18 protein-coding genes and 5 tRNA genes are annotated in these 20148 nt (G+C 62.8%); 11 read left to right on the top strand and 12 right to left on the bottom strand.

Going from position 1 to position 20148, the window contains the following annotated elements; genetic code table 11:
- The first annotated feature begins 127 nt into the window (after positions 1 to 127).
- The 3 genes from U0O11_RS01075 to speA all read left to right on the top strand — a co-directional run bounded on the left by U0O11_RS01075 (position 128) and on the right by speA (position 3690).
- Positions 128 to 457, top strand: coding sequence for a DUF2782 domain-containing protein (locus U0O11_RS01075; RefSeq protein ID WP_082388170.1), 330 nt, complete (start codon positions 128 to 130; stop codon positions 455 to 457).
- Between the two features lie 195 nt (positions 458 to 652).
- Entirely contained in the window at positions 653 to 1615 is a 963-nt protein-coding gene (locus U0O11_RS01070) for a homoserine kinase (protein WP_324691145.1), read from the top strand.
- Positions 1616 to 1791: 176 nt separating this feature from the next.
- Positions 1792 to 3690 (top strand): biosynthetic arginine decarboxylase, encoded by a 1899-nt coding sequence (speA, locus tag U0O11_RS01065; protein ID WP_054555224.1) that lies wholly within the window; start codon positions 1792 to 1794, stop codon positions 3688 to 3690.
- Positions 3691 to 3946: 256 nt separating this feature from the next.
- Here speA and U0O11_RS01060 read toward each other — a convergent pair whose 3' ends face one another.
- Together U0O11_RS01060 and thpD are read right to left on the bottom strand one after the other, a co-directional pair.
- A complete protein-coding gene (locus U0O11_RS01060) occupies positions 3947 to 4681 on the bottom strand; it encodes a fumarylacetoacetate hydrolase family protein (protein WP_176675972.1) in 735 nt (244 codons plus the stop codon).
- A gap of 247 nt (positions 4682 to 4928) precedes the next feature.
- Positions 4929 to 6035: an ectoine hydroxylase gene (gene thpD, locus U0O11_RS01055; RefSeq protein ID WP_318833289.1), complete on the bottom strand. Its 1107-nt coding sequence runs from the start codon at positions 6033 to 6035 to the stop codon at positions 4929 to 4931.
- 588 nt (positions 6036 to 6623) lie between these two features.
- Here thpD and U0O11_RS01050 point away from each other — a divergent pair.
- From U0O11_RS01050 to U0O11_RS01035, 4 genes are all read left to right on the top strand, one after another.
- Complete coding sequence (locus U0O11_RS01050; RefSeq protein ID WP_324691141.1) at positions 6624 to 7547, top strand: CsgG/HfaB family protein; 924 nt, start codon at positions 6624 to 6626, stop codon at positions 7545 to 7547.
- Positions 7474 to 8418 carry a hypothetical protein gene (locus U0O11_RS01045; protein ID WP_165873872.1) on the top strand — a complete coding sequence of 315 codons (945 nt, stop codon included), beginning with the start codon at positions 7474 to 7476 and terminating at the stop codon, positions 8416 to 8418. The genes U0O11_RS01050 and U0O11_RS01045 overlap by 74 nt, the downstream gene beginning before the upstream one ends.
- A gap of 117 nt (positions 8419 to 8535) precedes the next feature.
- On the top strand, positions 8536 to 8919 hold the full coding sequence (locus U0O11_RS01040) for a hypothetical protein (protein ID WP_284727168.1): 384 nt from the start codon (positions 8536 to 8538) through the stop codon (positions 8917 to 8919).
- Positions 8920 to 9073: 154 nt separating this feature from the next.
- Positions 9074 to 10351, top strand: coding sequence for a sigma-54 interaction domain-containing protein (locus tag U0O11_RS01035; protein ID WP_324691135.1), 1278 nt, complete (start codon positions 9074 to 9076; stop codon positions 10349 to 10351).
- Positions 10352 to 10482: 131 nt separating this feature from the next.
- Here the strand turns inward: U0O11_RS01035 and U0O11_RS01030 are convergent.
- The 9 genes from U0O11_RS01030 to U0O11_RS00990 form a co-directional block, all read right to left on the bottom strand.
- Positions 10483 to 10557 (bottom strand) — tRNA-Gln (locus tag U0O11_RS01030).
- Between the two features lie 3 nt (positions 10558 to 10560).
- A tRNA-Phe gene (locus tag U0O11_RS01025) sits at positions 10561 to 10636 on the bottom strand.
- Positions 10637 to 10713: 77 nt separating this feature from the next.
- Positions 10714 to 10789: transfer RNA gene (locus tag U0O11_RS01020), tRNA-Thr, on the bottom strand.
- A 49-nt stretch (positions 10790 to 10838) separates the two neighbouring features.
- Positions 10839 to 10913 (bottom strand) — tRNA-Gln (locus U0O11_RS01015).
- A 5-nt stretch (positions 10914 to 10918) separates the two neighbouring features.
- Positions 10919 to 10994: transfer RNA gene (locus tag U0O11_RS01010), tRNA-Phe, on the bottom strand.
- A gap of 104 nt (positions 10995 to 11098) precedes the next feature.
- Positions 11099 to 11410 (bottom strand): oxidative damage protection protein, encoded by a 312-nt coding sequence (locus U0O11_RS01005; RefSeq protein WP_052384882.1) that lies wholly within the window; start codon positions 11408 to 11410, stop codon positions 11099 to 11101.
- Between the two features lie 138 nt (positions 11411 to 11548).
- Positions 11549 to 12721, bottom strand: coding sequence for an A/G-specific adenine glycosylase (gene mutY / locus U0O11_RS01000; RefSeq protein ID WP_324691134.1), 1173 nt, complete (start codon positions 12719 to 12721; stop codon positions 11549 to 11551).
- Between the two features lie 110 nt (positions 12722 to 12831).
- Complete coding sequence (locus U0O11_RS00995) at positions 12832 to 15225, bottom strand: AsmA family protein (protein WP_324691131.1); 2394 nt, start codon at positions 15223 to 15225, stop codon at positions 12832 to 12834.
- Between the two features lie 240 nt (positions 15226 to 15465).
- The gene (locus U0O11_RS00990; RefSeq protein WP_225347481.1) at positions 15466 to 15951 is read right to left on the bottom strand and encodes an acetyl-CoA sensor PanZ family protein; all 486 of its coding nucleotides are present in this window, start codon (positions 15949 to 15951) and stop codon (positions 15466 to 15468) included.
- A gap of 260 nt (positions 15952 to 16211) precedes the next feature.
- Here U0O11_RS00990 and hisB point away from each other — a divergent pair, with 260 nt between their 5' ends.
- From hisB to hisF, 4 genes are all read left to right on the top strand, one after another.
- Positions 16212 to 16805 carry an imidazoleglycerol-phosphate dehydratase HisB gene (hisB, locus tag U0O11_RS00985; RefSeq protein WP_043336716.1) on the top strand — a complete coding sequence of 198 codons (594 nt, stop codon included), beginning with the start codon at positions 16212 to 16214 and terminating at the stop codon, positions 16803 to 16805.
- Positions 16806 to 16875: 70 nt separating this feature from the next.
- Positions 16876 to 17517, top strand: a complete 642-nt coding sequence (hisH, locus tag U0O11_RS00980) for an imidazole glycerol phosphate synthase subunit HisH (protein WP_324691127.1) — start codon at positions 16876 to 16878, stop codon at positions 17515 to 17517.
- 115 nt (positions 17518 to 17632) lie between these two features.
- On the top strand, positions 17633 to 18379 hold the full coding sequence (gene hisA, locus U0O11_RS00975) for a 1-(5-phosphoribosyl)-5-[(5-phosphoribosylamino)methylideneamino]imidazole-4-carboxamide isomerase (RefSeq protein ID WP_043336722.1): 747 nt from the start codon (positions 17633 to 17635) through the stop codon (positions 18377 to 18379).
- A gap of 11 nt (positions 18380 to 18390) precedes the next feature.
- Positions 18391 to 19164, top strand: a complete 774-nt coding sequence (gene hisF, locus U0O11_RS00970; RefSeq protein WP_043336726.1) for an imidazole glycerol phosphate synthase subunit HisF — start codon at positions 18391 to 18393, stop codon at positions 19162 to 19164.
- A gap of 109 nt (positions 19165 to 19273) precedes the next feature.
- On the opposite strand, the gene U0O11_RS00965 is transcribed toward hisF, so the two are convergent.
- On the bottom strand, positions 19274 to 20122 hold the full coding sequence (locus U0O11_RS00965; RefSeq protein WP_324691124.1) for a CHAD domain-containing protein: 849 nt from the start codon (positions 20120 to 20122) through the stop codon (positions 19274 to 19276).
- Positions 20123 to 20148: the final 26 nt, after the last annotated feature.

The following is a 20148-nucleotide window of genomic DNA, read 5'->3' as shown; positions in this document are numbered from 1 at the left end:
CGCTTGTCTTCTGCACGGGTACGCACCGGGTGCTTGCTCGCAGGCACCCTGCCTGCAGGCCCCTTGCTCACAGAACTTTTGCACGCGGAACCTGATACAGGCTGCGCTTGTGTAAAGGAGGATTGTCATGCGCTCGACTGCTTCCATTGCTCCGCATTCCCTGCTGCGCCTGCCCACGCTGCTGGCCACCGGGCTGCTGCTGGCCGTCACCGCCCTGAGTGCGCCGCTGGCCGTCGCCGAGAGCGAGGCCCCCAAGCCGCAGATCACCAGCCGTCAGCAGGATGACCGCCAGCTGCGCGAATACCGCGTCAATGGCCATCTGTATGCCATCGAGATCATCCCCAAGGGCGGCGCGCCCTTCTTCCTGCTCGACAGTGACGGCAACGGCAACTTCATCAAGTCCAGCGTCACCAGCGCCAGCCAGCTCAAGGTACCCGGCTGGGCACTGAAAAAGTGATAAGCTCGGCATCTGGTTCACGCGACAGCTGAGCCAGCAGCGACAGGCGTCACGCCCGCGGCACATCTCTTGCCCCCGGGCGTGGCGGCATCCTTCCTGCATACCTACAACAACTCCTGTCAGCGCATTGCCGCCGCTTCGCTCCGGCGGCGCGCCACTGGCGGGGCGGACACATTTCGGCGAGAAGAGTCACCCATGGCAGTCTTTACCCCCCTGAGCGACGCTCAGGTCGCAGAATTTCTGGCAGAGTACGACGCAGGCACGCTGACATCGCTTGAGGATGTCGCGCACGGCACCGAGAACTCGACCTTCTTCGTCACCACCGATCGCCGCGAGATGGTGCTGACCCTGTTCGAGCAGGGCGAGCATGCGGAACTGCCCTTCTTCGTCGAGCTGCTCGACTTCCTCGCCAGCCACAAGCTGCCGGTGCCGGGCCCGCTGCACGACCGCGACGGCCAGGCGCTCAAGGTGCTGGCAGGCAAGCCGGCGCTGCTGTTCCCGCGTATGCCGGGCAACTGGCCGGTCTCGCCCAACGTGGCGCAGTGCCGCGAGATCGGCGCGGCGCTGGGGCGCATGCATGCCGTCTCGCAGCATTTCACCGGCCACCGCCCCAATACCCGTGACCTGCACTGGATCAAGCCGATGCACCACAAGGTACTGGCGTATCTGAGCCCGGAAGACCAGGCGCTGATGGCCGACGAGATCGATGTCTGCGAAGACGTCTTCAGCGGTGTCGAGCTGCCGCAGGGCGCGCTGCACGGTGACCTGTTCCGCGACAACACCCTGTTCGACGGCGACCGCCTCGGCGGCATCATCGACTTCTACAACGGCTGCACGGGCGACCTGATCTTCGATCTGTCGATTCTGGTCAATGACTGGTGCTCCAATGACGATGGCCGTCTGGACCCGGCGCGTTATGACGCCCTGCTCAGCGCCTATCTGACCGAGCGCCCGATGAATGCCGACGAACGCCGCCTGTGGCCGAGCATGCTGCGCATGACCGCGCTGCGCTATTGGCTGTCACGCCTGCTGGTGGTCTACGTGGACCCGCCCGCCCACAGCCTGACGCCGAAGGACCCGGCACAGTACCGCCAGCTGCTGGGTCGGCGCATCGAGGAAGGCGCTCTGCCGCTGCCCGAGGCCACGCAACCGGCCTGATCGGCACCTTCCGTACTCACCGAGTCGTCAAAGCAATTGCCTGCTGGCCCCCAGCAGGCATAATGCGCCCTCTGAGCGCCCACATTCCTGCGGGCGTCATTGTCTTCTCCGACGTTGCCTACACCTGTTGAGCACCGCCGGGCTTGCCTTCACGCCGTCCATCTCCGGAGACCGCGATGACCTCCTTTGCAGCCGAAGCACGCCGCACCTACAACATCGACCAGTGGGGCAGCGGCTATTTCGACGTGGGCCAGGATGGCCTGACACTGGTGCGCCCGCATGGCGAGCCGGGCACGCCTGCGCTGCCGCTGATCTCGCTGATCGACAAGGCGCGCGCCCAGGGCCTGCGCCTGCCGCTGCTGGTTCGCTTCGCCGATATCCTGCATGACCGCGTCGAGCAGCTGTGCGCCGCCTTCGATGCCGCCATCAGCTCGCGCGGCTATGGCGCCAGCTACACCGCCGTCTACCCGATCAAGGTCAATCAGCAGCGTCGCGTGGTCGAGGAACTGCTGGCGACCAGCGAGCGCTCACGCGGGCGTGTCGGGCTGGAAGCCGGCAGCAAGCCGGAACTGCTCGCCGTGCTGGCGCTGTCGGACAGCGGCCCGTCGGTGATCGTCTGCAATGGCTACAAGGACCGCGAATACGTGCGTCTGGCGCTGATGGGCGAGAAGCTCGGCCACCGCGTGCATCTGGTGGTCGAGAAGGCCAGCGAGCTGGAACTGGTGCTGGAAGAGGCACAGCGCCTGGGCGTGCGGCCGCGCATCGGCCTGCGCGCGCGCCTGGCCACCATCGGCAAGGGCAACTGGCAGAACACCGGCGGCGAGAAGTCCAAGTTCGGCCTGACCGCCAGCCAGATCGTCGCGCTGGTCGAGCGTCTGCGCGAGGTGGATGCGCTGGACTGCCTCAAGCTGGTCCACTTCCATCTTGGCTCCCAGATCGCGGACATCAGCGACATCCAGCGCGGCCTGGCCGAGTGCGCGCGCTTCTATCAGGGCCTGCACGAAGCTGGCGCCGGCGTGGAAATCGTCGATGTCGGCGGCGGCCTGGGCGTGGACTACGAAGGCACGCGCTCGGAAAGCGCCTGCTCGCTCAACTACTCGATGCGCGAATACGCCGACTATGTGGTCGGCGCCTTCCACGCCGTCTGTGATGCCCATGACCTGCCGCATCCGCACATCATCTCCGAATCCGGCCGCGCCCTGACCGCTCATCACGCGGTGCTGGTCACGGACGTGATCGGCGAGGAACGCGTGAACCTGCCGCTGCCCGCACGCCGCGAGGACGATGCCCAGATCGCCGCGCTGTGGGCGCAGGCCGCACGGCTGGAAGGTCAGCTTGAGCCGCGTGAGCTGGTGGAGATCTACCACGCCGTGGTGCATGCCCAGCATCAGGTGCAGGAGCGCTTCGTGATGGGGCTGGCCAGCATCGCCATCCGCGCCGAGGCCGAAGCCATCTACACCAACGTGTGTCGCAGCCTGGCCGGGCGTCTCGATGCGCGCCAGCGTTCGCACCGCGCGGTGCTCGATGAGCTCAACGAGAAGCTGGCCGACAAGCTGTTCGTCAACTTCTCGCTGTTCCAGTCGCTGCCGGACATCTGGGGCATCGAGCAGATCTTCCCGATCCTGCCGCTGACCGGTCTCGACCGCGCGCCGACCCGGCGTGGCGTGATTCAGGACATCACCTGCGACAGCGATGGCCGCATCGACACCTATGTGGATGACCAGGGCTTGGACGCCACCCTGCCGCTGCCGGAATGGCATGCCGATGAAGAGAAGCTGCTCGGCTTCTTCATGGTCGGCGCCTATCAGGAAATCCTCGGCGACCTGCACAACCTGTTCGGCGATACCGATTCCGTGGATGCCAGCCTCGACGACGATGGCCAGTGGCAGCTTTCCCATGCGATCCAGGGAGATAGCGTGGCGCAGGTGCTGCGCTACGTGAACTTCGACCCGGAGCAGCTGGCCGCACGCCTCGCGCGTCAGCTCAAGTCATCCAATCTGAATGCGCTGGAACAGGCAGACCTGCTCGAAGACCTGAAGGCCGGTCTCGACGGCTACACCTACCTGGAGAGCTGAGACACTGCCGAGGCTCGGGCCCTGGCTCAATGAACCGAGTTTGGAAGGATCAGGTTCGGAAGGATTGGCCCGGATAGCAAAAGCTAAAGTCCAGACAGCAAAAGCCCCTGCCGGTGACCCGGCAGGGGCTTTTGTTTTTTTAACCCGCTCAGGGCTGTTTTCAACCCGCTCAGGGCTGCTGTCTACTCGTTCAGGGCTGCTTTCAACTCGCTCAGGGCTGCTGTCTACTCGCTCAGGGCTGGCTCAGCCCCAGACGTCATGCCACGCCGCGTGTGCGTGTCTCGACACGCAACAGCTCGCCGCTGCCATCCGGGGCGTCCAGCGCCAGTGCCAGCGCCTGATCCGGATTCAGCTCGCCGACGCCTTCCGGCGTGCCGGTCAGCACCACATCGCCGGGCAGCAGGGTGAAGCTGTGGCTGATCTCACTGAGCAGGCGCGCAACGGGGAACAGCATCAGGCTGGTATCCGCCTGCTGGCGCTGTTCCCCGTCGATGGCGAAGCGATAGTGCAGCGCCTGGAAATCCACGCTGTGCAGCTCGCCATCGGCATCACGCCAACGCGGCCCTTCCAGCGCCACGAAAGAAGACAGCGGACAGCTGCCATCGAAGGCCTTGGCCAGCTCCCACGGCTGGCCCTTGGCCTTGAGCTTGCTCTGGCGCTCACGCAGGGTCAGGTCCAGCGCCAGGCCCATGCCGGCCAGTGCTTCCAGCGCCTCTGCTTCGCTGGCTTCACACAGCGGCTTGCCGATCAGCAGCGCCAGCTCGGCCTCGTAATGGTACTGGCCACGACGCCGCGAGATCGCCAATGGCTTGTCCATCGGCGTCACGCTGGTAGCGGGCTTGATGAACAGCAACGGCTCGCTGGGCACTTCATTGCCGAGCTCCGCGGCGTGGGCTGCGTAATTGCGGCCGACACAGACCACCTTGCCGAGGTCATGAGCGAAGACGCGACCATCGCTGAAACGCGGGGTGAAACGCTGAGCAAGCGGCATGTAGAACTCCTGTCGGGGCGTGATGGAGGATCAATGAAAGACGATCAATGAGAGATATCGCAATGATACGTCGCCCCGACAGCCTGCCACTACCACACCAACGTCCGAGATTTCGCCGCCTGAGCGCAACCCGGCGTTGTGCAGTTCAGTCCACTTCGATCTTCAAGGCTCAGCTTTCAAGCTTGGTCTTCCACTTCAGTCTTCAACTTCAGTCTTCAAGCTCGGTCTTCAACTTCAGTTTTCAAGCTCAGTCTTCAAGTTCATCCCAGCCACCATCGAGACGGTGTGCGAGAAATTCCGGGCGCGGACGTGCGGCGGCAAAGGGCGCCTGCATCGCGTTGTCGACGCGGTTGTAGACGAAGAAGGCGTTGCTGCGCGGGTCCGGCGACATGTTGGCGTTGGAGCCATGCAGCGTATTGCAGTCGAACATCAACAGACCACCGGCGGCGCCGGTCGGTGCTTCGATACCACGCTCGGCGATCAGCTCGCTCAGTGCTTCGCGCGAGGGCACACCGACCTTCTGGGTCTGCAGGGATGACTTGTGATTGTCATCCGGCGTCTCGCCCAGGCAGTGCACGAAGACTTCATGCGAGCCGGGGATCAGCATCAGCGGACCATTGAAGTGGTGATTGTCGGTCAGGATGATCGAGGCGCTGACCGCACGCATCTCCGGCATGCCATCCTCGGCGTGCCAGGTCTCGAAGTCCGAGTGCCAGTTGAAGCCCTTGCCCTCGAAGCCCGGCTTGTAGTTGATGCGCGACTGGTGGAGATAGACATCGCCCCCCAGGATCTGGCGCGCGCGATCGACCAGGCGCGGGTCTTCTGCCAGCTGGCGGAAGCGCTCGGACAGGAAGTGCACGGCGAAGATGGAACGAATCTCGCGGCTCTTGGGCTCGGTGATGGTGAAATCACGCCCCTGCCACTCTTCGTTGTCGAGCAGCGCTGCCAGCTCGGTCTTCAGCGCCTCGACTTCCTCCGGCGCCAGGAATTCCGGCTCGAACAGGAAGCCGTCACTCTTGAAACGCTTGAGCTGCTCGGCGCCCAGCGGACCCTCATCGGCACGCGAGTGCACGACGGGCTCACGGCGCTTCTGCCACAGATGCTCCGGCGGCTGGCTCAGGCGCGTCGGATAGGCGTCTCTCGAGTGATCGGAGCCTCGATCGCTGCCCGACTTGTCGAGATAGGCTTCCGGCGCCTGATCACGGTCGGCATTGGTCTGACGGGCGTCCAGCTGCTGATTGGAGGCTTCTGCAGCGGCGCTGACGTTGCCACCATCGGTCTGCTCATGTTGGCGTTGCTTGGATGAAAGAGCAGAAGTGGCGTTGTACGAGGTCATATGGCGTGAAGCTGTCATCATGCTCTCCTTAAGGCATCAATGTCTTGCATTGAGGAAAGTGGAATCTGGCGTTCTAGCATGCGGCTTGCCCGCACTGTCCCACCTATGGGCCATACAACAGACTTCAACCCCGAGATTCATGAAATAAGCATAGAGATCTGATCCACAAGATCGTTAAAAGACCATCCAATCTCACACCACACCCGCCATCACCCTTCTCAAGAAAACATGAGGCTGCCTGTGCCTCGCGGATGACAAATTCCTTCAGTCACCCCCTCTCGCCAGTCCCGACTCATCCTGTTGCCACGAACTCTCATCTTCCGTGAGACAAGCGGCCTAATCAGCGACTCATCACTGGCACCACGCCCGTGGTATTTCCCCTCACTTCGCTTCGCCATTTGCAAAACGCATCGCACGCAACATTGCGCATTAATGCGTAAGTGTCTGTGAAATATTGTGAAATTGTTTGGCACGTTTCGTGCCCCTTAGAAAACACGGCAGAACAACTGATAGAGACATATCAGAGAAAAATAACGGCGCAGGATCATGCGTCACACCAGGGGAACTTCCAGCATGTTTAAGCCACGGATATGCATGGCCGCTTGCATGGCCACAGTGCTGGGGGGCTGCGCCGCTGTCGAACCGAAATTCGACAATGTCGAACCGGTCGTAGGGCCACCAGTCACCTCCAACAATACGCCATATAGCGAATGCCTCGTATCACTCAGTCGAATTCAGGGAGCCACCAACCTGCCTGTGATTGCAGTGGGTCAGGTGACGGACAAGACCGGTCAGCGCAGTTACTCCACCGTGACAGAGAGTGCTGCCGTGACCCAGGGCGTATCAGAGATGCTGATAAGTGCTCTCTACAAGACTCGCAAGGTACATCTTACCGAGCGTCTCGATGTACGAGTCCCGCTGGCAGAGCAGCAGCTTTTCGAGAATAAGGCCATGGCCTACTCGCCGCGCAAACTGGCAGTTCTCCCTTCGCATTTCGTGGTTCTCGGCGCACTGACAGAGCTCAATTACAACATTTCAAGTGGTGGAGCTCGCCTGTTTGTCAGCGGAATCGGGGCCGGACTGCGCACTGCAGTCATCAACGTCGGCCTGGACCTGCGCATGGTCGACATCCGCACTTTCCGCACCGTCTATGTCACCAGCCTGCAGAAGCAGGTGGTGGGTTATGAAGTCGAAGCCGGCATCTACCGCTTCTTCGGCAATCAGTTGATCGAGTTTGATTCCGGCGCAGTGCGCAATGAGCCACTGCAGCTGGGGGTGAGATCAGTCGTGGAGATGGGCGCGTATCAGCTTCTGACTGAAGGCCTGGGGCTTCCTGTACCTGCGGGACAGGAATGCGAGCTTCACCCGGGACAGCATGTTGCAGACGACGTAAGCAACACGCAGCAAGTGGCCGCAGCCAATACCAGCAGTAATGCAGCAAGTGGCAATGAATCAAATGAAGCAGTCGCAACACCGTTGCAAGCAGCACCCGCATCAGAAGTACCGGCAGCATCCAGCGCAGCACAATAAGTCAACATTCATGAGGAACATGACAATGACTACCTATAACAAGCTCGCAGTCGCCATCGGTCTCGCAAGCGGCATGATGATGGCAAGCCAGGCGCAGGCCTTCGACAATGTCCATTGGAAGTGGCATGGACATGTAGACACTCACGTCAAGGTGGGAGCTTATATTGATCCGCATATCGTTGATCCGGGCGGCCTGGTGATGATCGAGAACTTCCAGAAGCAGATCGGTGACGTCAGCTCGGAAGCCATCGTCAAGGATGTCACCTATGGCACGACCGCCGGGGAAACTACCGTCGAGACAGGTAGCTTCGCTGGGGCAGGCGCAGGGGCCGCCGCAGGAGCAGGTGCAGCGGCAAGCATCTTTGGTAGTGGCGCAGCTGCAGGTGCGGGTGCTGCTGCGGGCGCTGTCGCGGGCACCTACACTATCACCACCGATACTGGCGGTGTCGTGAATCCTGATATCACGCGCCTGGAAAGCCTGGAAAATGCGGCGACCTCAGTCGGCAACAATGCCTCCATCGAAAGCGATGCCATGGTCAACCTGCATAACGAGCAGTTCCTGGCAGGGGGATACTTCAGCAAAGCTGATATTGATTCACTGGCCAAGGTCGAGAACATTCTCAACCTGAGCGTGGACAACGCTGCGACCTCCGTGGGCAACAACCTGTCGGTCACCCAGGATACAGCTGGTCTTGATACCGCCCTGATTGCTGACAATACCCAGATGAGCTTCGCCAATGTGACCTCCACGGCCTCGGTCAGCGACATCACGCTCGGCTTGCCGCCAGTGGGCAGTTTCGATGGCCCGGTCATCAACAATGCTGCGACCTCAGTGGGCAACAACGTCTCCATCAATGTCGGTCCGCAATAATCCAGCGACAGCCTGATCAACACACGCGGGGCAACCCGCGTGTGTTTCAGCATCTGCCGACACCAGATTCTTCACGCATCAGACACTGCATCTTTCACAGAGCGAAAGGAGCAAGACATGAATGCCTTTACACGTATCAGCCTGGGGGTCGTCAGCGCGGGATGCCTGCTGGCCACGACTGCCAGCGCCAACTCGCTGATGGGGCCATTTCCCTACGACTTTCCGGCACGTAGCGCAGAAACCGCCCTGATCCTCTACGAGAGCAAGAAGGCCGGCAGCCTGGGGGAAGGGTCCGATACCAATATCGGGGAATATACCCTCAATACCGGCAGCAGTACCTCGATCGGCAACTGGCAACAGATCGAACAGACACTGAGTGATGGTTCCACCGGCACCATCGATGGCACTGCGGATCAGTCCGCGGATGGCAGCTCTCAGACGTCGTCGACTGACTTCACCATCACCCACAACAACGAAGATGAGGAGGAAGACGCCCAGTGATGCACTGCTCGGGACAGTCATCCGCGGGAAGACAGACCGTCAGATACCAGAACTCACCCTTTCAGCGTGAGTAGAGAGTTGGTCAGCCAGGCGAGCGTCGAGACTGAGAAGTCTGCCACTCAGGGGGAGCGGAAAAAACGCACTAAAAGCCGCCATGATCATCTCGCACAAGTCATTAACCTCTATATGGGTACTCGATAAACCCCCAAGACGAACACTCAACGCTGGAGAATCCAGACTCTCCGGTGAGGCTGTCACCAGAAGCAGCCCGACAATTATTCTTTCGCAGCCCGCTCGCACGAAGCGCAGGCAATGCAGAAAGACCAGCAGCAAGGGAACAACACTCATGACCGCACTGAAAGCTCATCAGGCTGCATCATCGGCTACTGCATTGAATCTGGCTGACGATATCTCCACTACCTCGCGGGTAAGGGAACTACCGGTAAAGCGACCTCGCGGTTTTGGGGAGTTTATCGGAGACTCATCGGCCATGCAGACGCTCTATCGCACTCTCATCCAGGTCGCCCACTCGGACGCTCCCATCTTCATCACCGGCGAAAGCGGCAGCGGCAAGGAATTGTGTGCCACTGCCATTCACCGCCATAGCCCGGTACGTGACGGCCCGTTCATCGCCGTCAATTGTGCCGCCATTCCGGCAGAGCTGCTGGAGTCGCAATTGTTCGGACATGTGCGCGGGGCTTTCACGGGGGCCGTGAGCGCCCAGCAGGGGCTCGCCGTGGCGGCAGATGGGGGGACGCTGTTTCTCGATGAGATCGCGGAGCTGCCGCTGCCCTTGCAGAGCAAGCTGCTGCGCTTCCTGCAGACGGGGCAGGTAATGCCGGTGGGTGCCACGCGCACGGTAGAGGTCAATTGCCGCATCGTGTGCGCCACGCATCAGAACCCGCGGGTACTGGTCGATACTCACCGCTTCCGGGAAGACCTCTTCTATCGTCTGCACGTCATCCCGCTGAAGGTGCCGCCGCTGCGCGAGCGCGGTCAGGATATCCTGGAGATCGCCACCGGGCTGTTGGGGCGCATGGCAGGCCACGAAGGCAAGCGCTTCACACGACTCAGTGCGTGCGCCGAGCGTCAGCTGCTGGCCCATGACTGGCCCGGCAACGTGCGGGAGCTGGAAAACACGCTGCGGCGCGCCATCATCCTCAATGATGGTGAGGTGCTGACGGCCGACATGCTGGACCTGCCCTCCAGCACGGCGCATCGCACGCCGGTCAGCCACAACGCGTCGGAGGACAGCGAGACCACGCTGCGCCCGCTGTGGATGGTCGAACGCGAGGCGATCGAGAGCGTCATCAGCGCCTGTGATGGCAGTATCCCCCGCGCTGCGGCGATACTGGAGATCGCCCCCTCTACCATCTATCGCAAGCGCCTGAGCTGGCTGGCGATGCACCCGGAAGAGCCCACCTCGCATTGAGAGGAGCGCTGGCCTGCGGTATACCAAGCCGCCGCCCAGACCTTTACTCCAGACGCAAAAAAGCCACCCCGAAGGGTGGCTTTTCTGTTGGCTGCCGAATTCATCCTGCGACTTCATCAGCTAGCCAGAATTGGCTGGGGTACCAGGACTCGAACCTGGGAATGCCGATACCAAAAACCGGTGCCTTACCACTTGGCTATACCCCAATTTGGTGGCCAGAGACGGAATCGAACCGCCGACACGGGGATTTTCAATCCCCTGCTCTACCAACTGAGCTATCTGGCCAACCTGAAGACACAAAAAAAGCCGCCAAGGCGACCTCTATATCGTGTGTTCTTCGCTCATCTACAGAAGCCTGAAGATGGTGCCGGCTAAAGGAGTCGAACCCTCGACCTACTGATTACAAGTCAGTTGCTCTACCAACTGAGCTAAGCCGGCACAAAGAACTCATGATATGAGTCTTCTTACTACGTTACTGCATGTCAGCTGGCTGGGGTACCAGGACTCGAACCTGGGAATGCCGATACCAAAAACCGGTGCCTTACCACTTGGCTATACCCCAACACTTGGTGGCCAGAGACGGAATCGAACCGCCGACACGGGGATTTTCAATCCCCTGCTCTACCAACTGAGCTATCTGGCCCTTGCCAACGAGGACGTATTAAATAGAAAACCTTTCCCGACGTCAACCCTTGCTTATCAAGAATTTGGCGTCGTAATTCGCCTTCCGCCGTCCTCGCCGTCCACTCAGACTTCGTAGCCCTGTCCGCCCTGCGATTCACCCTTGGCGGCGGCGTCCGTCGGCACGAAACCTTCGGCCTGGTCCGTCTCCTGGTTGTTGAAGAAGCGATCCATCTGCTCCATCAGATAGCGACGGCTGTCGGCATCCATCATGTTGAGGTGCTTCTCGTTGATCAGGCGCGTCTGCAGCGCCTGCCACTCTTCCCATGCCTGCTTCGAGACGTTGGACCAGATGTCCTGGCCCTTCTCGCCCGGCAGCGGCGGAAAATCGAGACCCGGCAGGTCCTGGTCATACTTGCGGCAATGTACGGTGCGCATGGGTAACTCCGTAAGAGAACTGGATGTCAGTGTGGATGAGCGCCGAGCCTTCGCCAGACGCCTTTACTGTTGCCTCATTCTCGCACGCCTGGGCCGCTTTGCCCCAGACGTGCGGCCGATGCCGACACCGACAAGGCCTCACAGGCCGAACAGATCATCCGTGCAGCGCGCCAGCAGCGCCTTGACCGGCGCCGGCAGGCCCACGGCGTCCGGCGCGGCAGGGTCGACGAAGCGACGGTCGGCGGCTGACTCGTTGACGCTCCCGGCCGCTTGAGCTGGCGCAAGCCCTGCCTCCCCCAGCTGTACCGGCTGCGGCGTGATGGTCAGCCGGAAGTGACTGAAGACATGCTCGAAACTCGCCAGTGGCGCCTCCAGATGGGCGCCGCGGGCTTCGTGGGCGACCCATTCCCGCGCGGCCTCGCGGTCCTCGACCAGTGGCGGCGCCCACAGGCCGCCCCAGATGCCCGTCGGCGGACGGCGTTCCAGCAGGATCTTCCCCGCCGCATCACTGACCAGCAACATCAGCGTCTGACGCGTCGGAATGGTCTTCTTGGGCTTGCTCTCGGGGAAGCGCTTCTCTTCGCCACGCGCATGCGCCACGCAGACTTCCTCGAAGGGGCAACGTGCGCAATCCGGCTTGCTGCCGCGCGTGCACAGGGTGGCCCCGAGATCCATCATCGCCTGGGTCCAGTCCGCCAGCCGCACCTGCGGCGTGTAGCGCTCCGCCAGCGTCCACAGCTTGCGCTCCACCGCCGGACGGCCCGGCCAGCCCTCCACGGCATGCAGGCGAGCCAGCACGCGCTTGACGTTGCCATCGAGAATCGGCGCCCGCTGTCCGGTGCTGATGCTGATGATCGCCCCAGCGGTCGAACGCCCGATGCCCGGCAAGGCCGACAGTGCCTCGACACTCTCGACCGGGAAGGCGCCGTCGTGCTCATTCACGACCTGCTGCGCGGCCTTGTGCAGATTGCGCGCCCGCGCGTAGTAGCCAAGGCCCGTCCACAGGTGCAGCACGTCATCGATATCCGCTGCCGCCAGCGCCGCGACATCCGGGAAGCGCTCCATGAAGCGGGCGTAGTACGGCAGCACCGTCGCGACCTGGGTCTGCTGGAGCATGATCTCCGAGACCCACACGCGATACGGCGTGGTGTTCTCCTGCCAGGGCAGGTGCTTGCGGCCATGCTCATCGAACCAGTCGAACACGCGTGCTTGAAACGCCTCGGGGCTCAGGGCGATGTCTTCGAAGCCGGGCGTGGCGTGGCTCTCGGGAGCTGTCACGTCTGGCGTGGCAGCAGTGTCAGGTCGCGCCATCAAAACTTCCTCTGCTCGCGCCATGGTCGACGCCATGGCCTGGGCTCAAACGGCAGCACGCCAGCCCCGAGGAGCTGGCGTGCCGGTCTTGCTGCGAAGGGAGCGCGTGATCAGTTGAACAGCCCCTGAATCGCGCCCTTCAGCTTGTCGCTGGCGCCTTCGCCCAGCTTGTCGTCGATCTTCTTGCGGGTATCTTCGTCGAGCTTCTCATCCAGCTTCTCGCTGACCTTCTCGCCCGCCTTGCGCTTGGCTTCATCCTTGGCCAGTTCCGCTGCGGCACTCTGGAAGCCCTTCTGATCGAAGCCACACCACTCGCCCGGCTCACCGCTCAGATTGCCCTGACACTGGACCGGGAAGCGCAGCTTGATCAGACGCGGATTGACCTCACAGGCCGCGTCATCCGCACCCTCGATGAAGCGCGCCGCCACGTTGTAGTCGAAGGCCTCGGTCGGCAGGTTGAGCTGGCCCTTGCCGTCCAGCGCGATGCCCGGAATCGCCAGGGCGAGATCCTGATTGCTGATCACGCCATTGGTGACCGTGAAGCTGCCCTGCGCGCGTTCCAGCGGCGTATTGGCCTTCCACTCGCGCGAGGAGGTCTTGCCACTCAGCGTCGCCACGGCAGTGCACATCTCCCTGGAGATATTGACGTCGAGCACCTCGCCATTGCGAATCTCGAAGTTGCCCTTGCCGTTCAGATTGCGCTTGATGCTATCGATCTGATTGGTGCTGGTGGTGTAGTCACCATTAAGCGTCAGGCGACCGCGCAGGATGTCCTTCTGCTCCGGCGCCAGCGCCTTGAGGAACGGCGCGATATCCAGATTGGTCAGTTTCTCGCCGAAGCTCATGCTCAGCGGTGTCTTGCGGCTGTCGATGCGTGCATTGGCCGCCAGCGAGCCGCCATAGAGGCTGGCCGTCAGGCTATCGAGCTGCTGCACACCCGGCTGACCGGACAGCTTGGCGGTCACCTTGCTCATCTCGAGCCCCGAGGCGATCAGCGTGCCGATATCCAGCTGCCCCTGAAGGCCCAGCGTCTTGAGCAGTGCCACCGGCAGCAGCTCCGCATCGCCATCGGCCGCATAGACCGGCGCGATCACGCCCGCCGTGAGCGCTTCCCCCAGGCTTGCCGTCTTCTCGTCTGCGCCCGCCGGTGCCAGGTAGTCATCGAGATTGAGCGCGTCGACATCCAGATCGAAGGTGATCTGCGAGGCATCGAAGGACGAGCCGAGACGCCCATTGATGGTGGTGTCATCCAGCGCCATCACCAGGTTGGTCAGCTGCACCTGCGACATGTCGCCCTTGAACGGGCTGGAGAAGGCCAGTGAGGTCAGCGCGCTGCTCTTGGCGGTCTGCGGCGCCTCCATGCCGACACGCGTCATCCACGCCTTGGGCGACAGCGGTGCCAGCTTGAACTGGCCGCTATAGCTGAGCGCATCGCCGGTGATGTCCTTGGCCTTGAGCGCCCCGCTGAGGCGCAGGTCACTGCCGGAGGTCAGCAGCAGGTTCTCGAGATTCGCCGTGCCTGCCGCCAGGTCCGCTTCGGCGCCGAAGGTGGCTTTCAGCGGCAGGGCCTTGTCACCCAGCGCGGCCTGATGGAGCGTCGCGTCCAGCTCGGCGCCATCGGCCAGATACAGCTGCTTGTCGGTGTCCAGCGTCAGGGTGTCGATATCCAGCGCCACGCTCTGGTCCTTGTCACCCAGCGACGGCATGCGCGTGGTGGTATCCAGGCTCACGCCGGTCAGCACATGACGGCCGCCCTGCAGGTCCAGCGCCACCTTGCCATCGAGGCTGACGGTGCTCTGAAGCTCCGGCTCACGCCCATCGGCCACGAACGACAGCTCGACCGGGAAGGCCTTGTCGGGGCTGACGTTGGAGGACGTCAACGCCACATCGTTGAGCGTCATGTCGAGCCCGCTGGCCGCGTCCTGATAGGCGATCTGACCATTGGTGACCTGCACCGAGGCGATATCGAGATTGACCGCCATGCTGCCGGCGCCATTCTGCACCGACGGCGTCGTGTCATCCGCCAGCGCCACACCGGCGCTCTTGGCCGGCGGCAGCGCTTCATCCGCCACGCCACTGTCGGCGGCCGTCGCCGCATGCTCGAGCAGGCTTTCCCAGTTGCCACGCCCCTGTGCATCACGCTCGAGCGCCAGCTTGAGGCCGTCGAGGAAGACGCCTTCGACTTCGACCTCACCACTCAGCAGTGGCGTGAAGGACACGCCGACTTCCGCGCGGGTAAAGGAGGCAAACGGTGACTGGTCACGCTCCTGCTCCGGCAGCCAGGCTTCGGCGTCCTCGACGCTGACGCCAAGACGCGGATAGAAGGACCAGTCCAGCGGGCCGTTCAGGGCCAGTTCCAGCCCCGCCTGGTCCTTGACCGCCTTGACCAGTCGCGGCTTGAGATCATTCGGATCGAGGAAGGTGGTGACATAGATCACCCCTGCCACGACCACCAACGCCAGTACTCCGACGATGGCCAGCAAGGCTCTGAACAGTGCTTTCATCTGCGTCCTCCCTTTGACACGATGAGAATTGCTACGGTGCCCTCACTCCAGAGGGCAGCACATGGAATGGCGCTGGGAACTCGTGGCATCAGGCGATGCCCTTTCTCCCGCTCATCATCTAGCTCGAGCGCTGCGCGCCATCCTCCCGCACAGCGAGACAGCCTCAAGACAGAAATGATGATGACACAGCCGGTGGACAGGTCGCGTTGACGTCAGTTCCGCATCCGGCAACGACCGGGTTCACTCCTGCGCCAGCACGAAGCCGTCGCGGGCGGGGTCTCGCACATAGCCCAGACGTGATACCAGCAGCTCGTCGGCCAGGGTCAATCCCTGACTCGGCACGACCAGCAGACGCTGGGCACTGGCCGCTTCCAGCGACAGCAGCGCCATCAGGCGCGTACCGACACCGCGTCGACGCGTGCTCTTGCGCACGCAGCAATGGCTGATCTTCCAGGCATCGCCTTCATCCTCGCAGAGTAGCGCGCCGATATGACGATCGTTGAAGAAGGCGCTGCAGAAGCGGTGACCCGCGGCGAGATTGGCCTGAATGAAGTCATCCGGGGCGAGCGGGAGACGCTCACTGGGGGCTTCGTGATAGATACGCGACAGATCGATACGGACTTGCTCATCGGTTTGCCAGCGTGCGTGATCGATCATCTGAAGAGTGACCGGCATGGTGAGATCCTCGCCCGCGATATGAATGCCCGCCATTGTAGCGGATGCCATTGTCCTTTCTCTATAATGACGGGTCGGGCAGGCACAAAGACGACGCGCCTGCCGCCGATCAAGCGCCCCGCCGACGGCTCTCTGCCGTCGTCAATGCCCTGATCACGATTTCGATTGCGACATCACATGACAATAACCACATGATGCGCACTTCCCGGCCGGACTGGACACACGCCTCTCTTACCAAAGGCCCCAGACTGCGCCCAGACCCCATCGGCCCCGAAGCCGCTGATGGCGTCACCGACCGCTGGAGAGACATCATGGTAGAGCGTATCGCCGAAGTTCATCGCAACACCTCGGAAACCAAGATCCGGGTCCGCATCAATCTGGACGGTGAAGGCAAGCTGAGCGCCAACACTGGCGTGCCCTTCCTCGAACACATGATGGACCAGATCGCCCGTCACGGCGTGATCGACATCGAGGTCGACTGCGATGGCGACCTGCATATCGATGACCACCACACCGTCGAGGACATCGGCATCACCCTGGGTCAGGCCTTCGCGCAGGCGCTGGGCAACAAGGCCGGCATCCGCCGTTACGGCCATGCCTACGTGCCGCTGGATGAAGCCCTGTCTCGCGTGGTGATCGACTTCTCCGGTCGTCCGGGCCTGTTCATGCAGTGCGAGTTCACCCGCGGCAACATCGGTCGCTTCGATACCCAGCTGTTCTGGGAATTCTTCCAGGGCTTCGTCAATCACGCTGGCGCCACCCTGCATATCGACAACCTCAAGGGCTTCAATGCCCACCACCAGGCCGAGACCATCTTCAAGGCCTTCGGCCGTGCCGTGCGCATGGCAGTGGAAGAGGACGAGCGCATGGGAGGCCGTATCGCCTCCACCAAGGGCTCGCTGTAAACGAATGATCCGGGCGCCAGACGCCTGACATCCAGCGCCGGAGCCTGCCTCCGGCCTTCGGGAGAAAGACATGACGATTGCCGTCATCGACTATGGCATGGGCAACCTGCACTCCGTCGCCAAGGCGCTTGAGCACGTGGCCGACGAGAATGTCGTGATCACCAGTGACCCGCGCGCCATCCGCGGTGCCACCCGCGTGGTGCTGCCCGGCCAGGGCGCCATCCGTGACTGCATGGGCGAGCTTGAACGCGCCGAGCTGCGTGGTCTGGTCGGCGAGCTGCTGAGCAACCACAGCAAGCCGCTGCTGGGCGTATGCGTCGGTCAGCAGATGCTGATGGAGCGCAGCGAAGAGAACGGTGGCATCGATTGCCTCGCCTACTTCAAGGGCGACGTGAAACGCTTCGATGACCAGCAGCTGGACGAACACGGCCAGCGCCTCAAGGTGCCGCACATGGGCTGGAATCATGTCGCGCACACCCAGGGCCACGCGCTGTGGGAAGGTATCGAGGACAACTCGCGCTTCTACTTCGTGCACAGCTTCTATGTGTCGGCCAGCGAGCGCTCCAAGGTCTACGGCGCCACGCACTACGCCGGTGCCGAGGCGCACGTCGCCATCGGTGAGGGCAGCCTGTTCGCGGTGCAGTTCCACCCGGAGAAGAGCGCGGCCGTCGGCCTCAAGCTGCTCGAGAACTTCGTCCGCTGGCAGCCCTGAAGGCTCGCCCGCGTGACCCTCGGCGTCTGTCTCGCGTGACGGACGCCGATACATCCGCCTTCGATATACCGACGACAATACAGGCGTGCCCAGACACGCCGAGAGGACACCCGACATGCTGGTAATCCCCGCGATCGATCTCAAGGACGGTCAGTGCGTACGCCTGAAGCAAGGCCGCATGGAAGACTCCACCAACTACGGCGATGACCCGCTGGCCATGGCCGCGCGCTGGGTCGAGGCCGGTGGCCGTCGTCTGCATCTGGTCGATCTCAACGGTGCCTTCGAAGGCAAGCCGGTCAATGGCGACGCCGTGACACGCATCGCCCGCGCCTACCCGGAGCTGCCGATCCAGATCGGTGGTGGCATCCGTGATGCCGCGACCATCGAGCACTATCTGGAAGCCGGTGTCGGTCAGGTCATCATCGGCACCAAGGCCGTGAAGGAACCGGCCTTCGTCGCCGAGATGTGCCGCGCCTTCCCGGGCCGCATCATCGTCGGTCTCGACGCGCGTGACGGCTTCGTGGCCACCGATGGCTGGGCCGAAGTCTCCACCATCAAGGCCACCGAGCTGGCCAAGCGCTTCGCCAACGACGGCGTGTCCTCCATCGTCTACACCGACATCGCCCGCGACGGCATGATGCAGGGCGTCAACATCGAAGCCACCGTGGCACTGGCCCGCGAAGGCGGTATCCCGGTGATCGCGTCCGGCGGCGTGACCAACCTGGATGACATCCGTGGCCTGGCCGAAGTGGCCGATCAGGGCATCCTCGGTGCCATCACCGGCCGCGCCATCTATGAAGGCAGCCTGGATATCGCCGAAGCGCAGGCGCTGTCCGACTCCATCACCGGCCGCAAGGCCTGAGGGGAGCGATCATGGCACTCGCCAAACGCATCATCCCGTGTCTGGACGTCGACGCCGGTCGTGTCGTGAAGGGCGTCAACTTCGTCGGTATCCGCGATGCCGGTGACCCGGTCGAGGTCGCCAAGCGCTACAACGAGCAAGGCGCCGACGAGATCACCTTCCTCGACATCACCGCCAGCGTCGACAACCGTGGCACCACGGTCGACATGGTGTCGCGCATCGCCGGTGAGGTGTTCATCCCGCTGACGGTGGGGGGCGGTATCCGCACCTGTGAAGATATTCGCACCATGCTGAATGCCGGCGCGGACAAGGTCTCGATCAACACCGCGGCCGTGTTCAACCCGGACTTCGTGCGTGAAGCCGCGGAACGCTTCGGCAGCCAGTGCATCGTGGTCGCCATCGACGCCAAGCGCGTCAGCCAGGACGGCGAGACACCGCGCTGGGAGATCTTCACCCACGGTGGCCGCAAGCCGACCGGACTCGACGCCGTCGAGTGGGCGAAGAAGATGGTCGAGCTGGGCGCCGGCGAGCTGCTGCTGACCAGCATGGACCGCGATGGCACCAAGGCCGGTTTCGATCTCGGCGTCACACGCGCCATCTCCGACGCCGTCAGCGTGCCGGTGATCGCCTCCGGCGGTGTCGGCACCCTCGACCATCTGGTGGATGGCGTGCTCGAAGGCGGAGCGGATGCGGTGCTGGCCGCCAGCATCTTCCACTTCGCCGAGTACACGATCCCCCAGGCCAAGGCGCATATGGCCGCACGCGGTATCGAGATGCGCCTGTAAGCGCAGCCGCAGGGTAGTTCAGGCAGAAACGCGAACGCCGCCATTTCCTCAGGGAATGGCGGCGTTCTTGTCTGCAGAGAAGCAACTTCGGTTCAGGCGAGAACAGCGCTCAGACGTAGCCCAGCTTCTTCAGTGGCTTGAGCGCCTGCGCGAGTCGCTGGTCGGCAAGCGTCATGATGTCCGCGACCAGATGCTTCTCGGCGGCAGGCAGCATCACGCGCTCCCCGACCCACAGCGCCAGCTCCGCCAGGTCATGCTGATTGCCCAGCCGCGCGGCCGCCTTGTCGAGCAGTTCCGGCTCGCGGCGCCGTCCATGACTCGGTGACTCGAGTTCCCGCGCGGCTGCCTCACCCAGCGCCTCGTGCGCCAGTGCCAGCTGGAACATGCGGTACTTGACCCACTTGCGCAGACGGTGAGACGTCTCGATCTCACGCTTGCTGGCCACCTGCGCCGCAAGCTTGCTGATGCGATGACGACTGAATTCCAGCCCGATGTTGAGCTCCTCCACCGTCAGCGGTGCCGCCTGCCAGGCCGCCCGCTCTTCGCTCAGCAGCGTCTCGAGCGGCGCGTGATCCAGTTCGCCCTCTGGCTCGCTCAGCGAGGCACTGGTCAGCCCCGGACGCAGCGCATCCAGCAGGCGCTGACTGCGCTCATCCACCCAGGCGTAGGCGCGACCATGGGTCTTGCGCAGCATGTGCGCCTCGCGCGGCCCGGCCAATGCCTTGGCGACGGCGCGCGGACGCGTCTGATGCTCACTCACCGCCGACTTGCCCAGCGACTCGCGCCGCAGTTGCCACCAGCCGCGCTGCTGCTTGCAGTCGACGCGCAGCGCATGCACATCCGCCGCGCTCAGCGTCGGCTGTGCGAGACGCTCACGCATGGCGTCCAGACGCGCCTGAATCACGCCATTCAGCGCTGCGTTCATCGGAGAAGAATCCTGCTGACGGGTGTCGCTCATCTGTCTCTCCAATAACGGCTGGCCAG

It is taken from the genome of Cobetia sp. D5, from assembly GCF_035666195.1.
In the GTDB taxonomy this organism is placed as follows: Bacteria; Pseudomonadota; Gammaproteobacteria; order Pseudomonadales; family Halomonadaceae; genus Cobetia; species Cobetia amphilecti.
This window is presented reverse-complemented; position numbering and strand designations above follow the sequence as displayed.